This is a genomic window from Isoptericola sp. NPDC057391 (genome assembly GCF_042668085.1).
GTDB lineage: Bacteria > Actinomycetota > Actinomycetes > Actinomycetales > Cellulomonadaceae > Isoptericola.
Map to the genome: position 1 here is coordinate 1 of NZ_JBHVBO010000245.1, position 5,066 is coordinate 5,066.

Genomic DNA, 5,066 nt, shown 5'->3' on the forward strand with positions numbered 1-5,066 from the left:
GGACGACAACGCAAATAGTTGCGTTGTCGTCCCGGCCTCTCTATCTCGCGGGTCCGGGTTCTCTCTCGGCCTCAGCCGACCGGTGCGAGGTCTCCCCGCATCGGCTCGGCGTCGCGCGTCTCGCCGGCACGGCTGAGCAGCCCGGCGTAGACGTCCGCCGGGATCGTGTCGGGGATGTGCAGGCCCTCGGCCACCGCGATCCGGTCGCTGACCTCACGCAGCACGAGGGACATCGGTACGTCGAGCGCCTCGCAGATCGACGCCAGCAGCTCCGACGACGCCTCCTTCTGCCCGCGCTCCACCTCGCTCAGGTATCCGAGCGAGACCCTCGCTGCGGACGACACCTCACGCAGGGTGCGCCCCTGGCGCTGCCGCGCGTCGCGCAGCACGTCGCCGATCTCACGTCGCAGTACGACCATCTCGCGCCCCCTCTCCGTGTCCGATCGTCCCGGCACCGGACCGGTCGTGACCGGGTTCCTCGTCCGTCCTGTCGTCCCCCTGGCTCCAGGGGTGGCACTACCGTACCGCGCACGCGGCATGCCCGGCCTGGCGTGGCGGGGATCGAGACGGGTTCGTGCCCTGTCGGTCATCACACCCATCGCAACGCGGGCACCCGGGGGCTTGTTCCCGGTGTCACGACCCGCGACAGGCTCGTCACGCACCCTTCACAGCCCGCCGACGGGCCGGCCGTCGCCGTCGGACGCCGTCTCACCGCAGGCCTCGAGCGCCAGGGTCAGGACGGCCACCACGACCGCAGCCCGCACCTCGGCGCGGGTGCCGGCGAGGTCGAGCCGCCGCACCCGGTCGCCCGCCGGGGTGCTCACCGCGACGTACGCCTCCCCCGGCGGGTGACCGTCCTGCGGATCGGGCCCGGCGACTCCGGTCGTGGCCAGGCCGACGTCGGCGCCCAGCGCGCGGCGTACGCCGGTCGCCATCTGACCGGCGACGTCGGGATCCACGGGCCCGCGCAGCGCCAGGAGGTCCGGGGCCACCCCCAGCGTCGTGGCCTTGAGGTCGGTCGCGTAGGCGACGACGCCGCCGCGCACGACGGCGGACGCCCCCGGCACGTCGACCAGGGTGGCCACGACCAGCCCGCCAGTGAGGGACTCCGCCGCGGCCAGCGTCCAGCCCCGGGAGCGGGCGCCGTCGAGCACCGCGCGAGCGAGCGCCCCCGGCGGCGGCGTGCCGGCCCCGGGGCCGGCCGGGCCGGCGTCCGGGGTCACGCGGCGGGCCGGGGCCCGGCCTCGCGCCGGCCGGCGGCGAGGAGGCGCGCGCCCTGCACGAAGTAGTCGACGCCCGTCACGACGGTCACCGCGATCGCGGCCCACAGCACGATCCACGCCACGACGTGCACGGCACCGGGCAGGGCCGCCAGGGGCAGCAGGAAGAGCGTGATCGCGACGGCCTGCAGCACCGTCTTCAGCTTGCCGCCGCGCGACGCCGGCATCACGGCGTACCGCAGCACCACCATCCGCAGCGCGGTGACCGCCAGCTCGCGCGCGAGGATGACCGTCGGCACCCACCAGGGCAGCTCGCCCAGCGGCCAGCAGAGCAGGATGAGGGCCGCGCCCACGAGCGCCTTGTCCGCGATGGGGTCGAGGATCTTGCCGAGGTCGGTCACGAGGTTGCGCGACCGGGCCAGATAGCCGTCGACGCGGTCGCTCACGGCGGCGACCACGAACACCCCCGTCGCCACCAGGCGCCAGGTGACCGAGTCCCCGCCGTCCACGAGCAGCGCCCAGGCGAACACGGGCACGAGCGCGATGCGCACGAGGGTCACCGCGTTGGCGACGTTCCAGGGCGAGGGCGCTTCGTTGACCACCGGACCACCCTAGCGGCGTCGCGGGCCACCTCGCCGCCGCCGTCCCCGCCGCCACACCTGCCGCCGCCGGGGGCGTCCGGGCAGTACCCTCCTCACGTGGCACGCCACGCGTCCGACGAGGGACGACCCGCGCGAGGGCTCTACGCCGTCGCTGCCCTGGCCGGCACGGCCCTGGGCGTCGCCGGCACGCTCGCGCTCGGGGGTTCGTCGCCCGAGGCGACGGCGCCGCCCTCCGCCGGGACCGCGTCCGCGACCGTCCCGCCGTCTACGCCCCCGCCCTCGCCCTCGCCCTCCACGGTGCCCCCGTCCGAGCCGGCGACCTTCACGCTGCTCGCCGCGGGCGACCTCCTCACGCACGACCCGGTCGTCAGGTCCGCGGGCGGGCCGCGGGACGCCGACTTCACGCCCCTCCTGGCCGGGCTGGACGCCTGGGTGGGGGGCGCCGACCTGGCGCTGTGCCACCTCGAGGTGCCCGTGGCACCGAAGGGCACCGACCCGACCGGCTACCCGCTCTTCGGCGCGCCCGCAGGCCTGGTGCGCGACCTCGACGAGCAGGGCTGGGACGGGTGCTCGACGGCCTCCAACCACTCCGTCGACCGGGGCTACGACGGCGTCACCGCCACGATCCGGCGCCTGGCTGCCGCCGGGATGGGGTTCGCCGGGACGGCCCGCAGCGCGGCGCAGCAGGACGCCCCGCAGCGCTACGTGCTGACCCGGGAGGGTCGGGAGCTCACGGTCGCCCACCTGGCCGCCACCTATGGGCTCAACGGGCTCCCGATGCCCGCGGACGCCCCCTGGGCGGTCGACCTCATCGACGCCGACCACCTCGTGCGGCAGGCCCGCCAGGCCCGCGAGGAGGGCGCCGACGTCGTCGTCGTCAGCCTGCACGCCGGGGTCGAGTACACCGAGGTGCTGACCGACCAGCAGGAGGACGTCGTGCGGCGGCTGGCGCGGTCCCGCGAGGTCGACCTCGTCATCGGGCACCACGCGCACGTGCCGCAGCGGATCGACCGCGTCGGCAAGGGGCCCGGCGGCGACGGGATGTGGGTCGCCTACGGGCTCGGCAACCTGCTCTCGAACCAGAGCGCCGACTGCTGCGACGCGCGCACCAGCAACGGCGTCCTGCTCTCGGCCACGTTCACCCAGGACGCCCCGGACGACCCCGCCCGGGTCACGGACGTGACCTGGACCGGCACCACCGTGGACATCGGCGGCGGCCACGACGTGCTCGCGCTCCCCGACGCCCTCGACGACCCCGGCGCGACCACCCTGTCCGCCGCGGAGCTCGAGGCCCGCGAGCAGCGGGTCCGCGAGGCGGTGGGCGACGCCGCCCCGGAGCGACAGGAGCCGTCCGAGGCGACCGGTCCTCCGCCGCAGGTGCTCCCCCGCGACAGCTGACCTGACCCTTCCGGCCGGCCCGGCGACCGGCCCGGCGACCACGCCGGGGACGTCAGCGCCAGCCGTTCTCCGGGTCGGTGTCGGCGTCGTCGTGGTAGTCCTTCGCCACGGGCGGGGCGTGCCCGTCGGTGCCGTCCGCGTACGGGTCCGACGGGGCGCCGTCCGGGGCTCCGCCGTCGGCGTCCTGGTCGTAGGCCTGCGGCGTCTCGCCCCGGATGAGGGCGAGCGCGGACGCCAGGTCGTCCGGGGTCACCAGCACCTCGCGCGCCTTCGAACCCTCGGACGGGCCGACGATCTCGCGCGACTCGAGCAGGTCCATGAGGCGGCCGGCCTTGGCGAAGCCCACGCGCAGCTTGCGCTGCAGCATGGACGTCGAACCGAACTGGGTCGTGACGACGAGCTCCGCGGCCTGCAGCAGCAGGTCGAGGTCGTCGCCGATGTCCTCGTCGACCTGCTTCTTGGCCGCCGCCGGGGCGGTGACGTCCTCGCGGTAGACGGGCTTGAGCTGCTCCTTCACGTGCTCGACGACGCTGTGCACCTCGGACTCGGTGACCCACGCGCCCTGCACGCGCATGGGCTTGGCCGCGCCCATGGGCAGGAAGAGCGCGTCACCCTGGCCGATGAGCTTCTCGGCGCCCGGCTGGTCGAGCACGACGCGCGAGTCGGCGAGCGACGACGTCGCGAACGCGAGGCGCGACGGCACGTTCGCCTTGATGAGGCCGGTGACGACGTCCACGGACGGCCGCTGCGTGGCGAGCACGAGGTGGATGCCCGCGGCGCGCGCGAGCTGCGTGATGCGCTGGATGGAGGCCTCGACGTCGCGCGGGGCGACCATCATGAGGTCCGCCAGCTCGTCCACCACGACCAGCAGGTACGGGTACGGCGCGATCTTGCGCTCCGAGCCCGGCAGCGGCTTCACCTTGCCCGCCCGGACGGCGGTGTTGAAGTCGTCGACATGCTTGTACCCGAAGGTCGCCAGGTCGTCGTAGCGCGCGTCCATCTCGCGCACCACCCAGTCCAGGGCCTCGGCGGCCTTCTTGGGGCTGGTGATGATCGGCGTGATGAGGTGCGGGATGCCCTCGTAGATCGTCAGCTCGACGCGCTTCGGGTCCACGAGGATCAGGCGCACCTGCTCGGGCGTGGCCCGCATGAGGATCGACGTGATCATCGAGTTGATGAAGCTGGACTTACCGGCGCCGGTGGCGCCCGCGACGAGGATGTGCGGCATCTTCGCGAGGTTCGCGACGACGTAGCCGCCCTCGACGTCCTTGCCCACGCCCATGACCATGGGGTGCTCGGTGCGGCGGGCCGCCGACGAGCGCAGGACGTCGCCGAGGACCACGGTCTCGCGGTCGGAGTTCGGGATCTCGATGCCGATCGCGGACTTGCCGGGGATCGGCGACAGGATGCGCACGTCCGCGCTCGCCACCGCGTAGGCGATGTTGTTGGAGAGCGACGTGATGCGCTCGACCTTGGTCTTGGCGCCCACCTCGACCTCGTACCGCGTGACCGTGGGGCCGCGGGTGAAGCCGGTGACCTGCGCGTCCACGCCGAAGTCGTCGAAGACCTTGGTGAGCGACTCGACCACCCGGTCGTTCGCCGCCGACCGGGTCTTGTGCGGCGCGCCCTTGCCGAGGGAGTCCTCGCTGGGCAGCAGGTACACCGTGTCGCCGTCGAGCATCGGCTGCTCGGCGCGGCCCATCGGAGGCAGGTCGCCCGCGGGCGCCGGCGCGGGCTCGTCGGGAGCCGGCACCGCCGCCTCGACGGGCGCGGTCGCGGGGGCGCCGACCCGCTGCGTGGCGGCGCCGCGGCCGCCCTTGGGGGCGCCCTTGGCGGCCGCCGCGTC

5 protein-coding genes are annotated in these 5,066 nt (G+C 74.7%); 1 reads left to right on the forward strand and 4 read right to left on the reverse strand.

Features of this window, described 5'->3' with window-relative positions:
* Window positions 1–71 precede the first annotated feature (71 nt).
* The 3 genes from ACFUVW_RS19455 to pgsA form a co-directional block, all read right to left on the reverse strand.
* Window positions 72–419: a helix-turn-helix domain-containing protein gene (locus tag ACFUVW_RS19455; protein WP_430572947.1), complete on the reverse strand. Its 348-nt coding sequence runs from the start codon at window positions 417–419 to the stop codon at window positions 72–74.
* 246 nt (window positions 420–665) lie between these two features.
* A complete protein-coding gene (locus ACFUVW_RS19460) occupies window positions 666–1,223 on the reverse strand; it encodes a CinA family protein (RefSeq protein WP_430572948.1) in 558 nt (185 codons plus the stop codon).
* Window positions 1,220–1,822 (reverse strand): CDP-diacylglycerol--glycerol-3-phosphate 3-phosphatidyltransferase, encoded by a 603-nt coding sequence (pgsA, locus tag ACFUVW_RS19465; protein WP_430572949.1) that lies wholly within the window; start codon window positions 1,820–1,822, stop codon window positions 1,220–1,222. The genes ACFUVW_RS19460 and pgsA overlap by 4 nt, the downstream gene beginning before the upstream one ends.
* A gap of 96 nt (window positions 1,823–1,918) precedes the next feature.
* Here pgsA and ACFUVW_RS19470 point away from each other — a divergent pair, with 96 nt between their 5' ends.
* The gene (locus ACFUVW_RS19470) at window positions 1,919–3,220 is read left to right on the forward strand and encodes a CapA family protein (protein ID WP_430572950.1); all 1,302 of its coding nucleotides are present in this window, start codon (window positions 1,919–1,921) and stop codon (window positions 3,218–3,220) included.
* 52 nt (window positions 3,221–3,272) lie between these two features.
* Here the strand turns inward: ACFUVW_RS19470 and ACFUVW_RS19475 are convergent.
* Window positions 3,273–5,066 (reverse strand): DNA translocase FtsK (locus ACFUVW_RS19475; protein WP_430572951.1); only part of this gene is annotated, 1,794 nt, incomplete at its 5' end.

Excerpts from the sequence above, each read along its gene's own strand:
- ACFUVW_RS19455 (WP_430572947.1), bottom strand. The coding sequence starts at position 419 with ATGGTCGTACTGCGACGTGAGATCGGCGACGTGCTGCGCGACGCGCGG.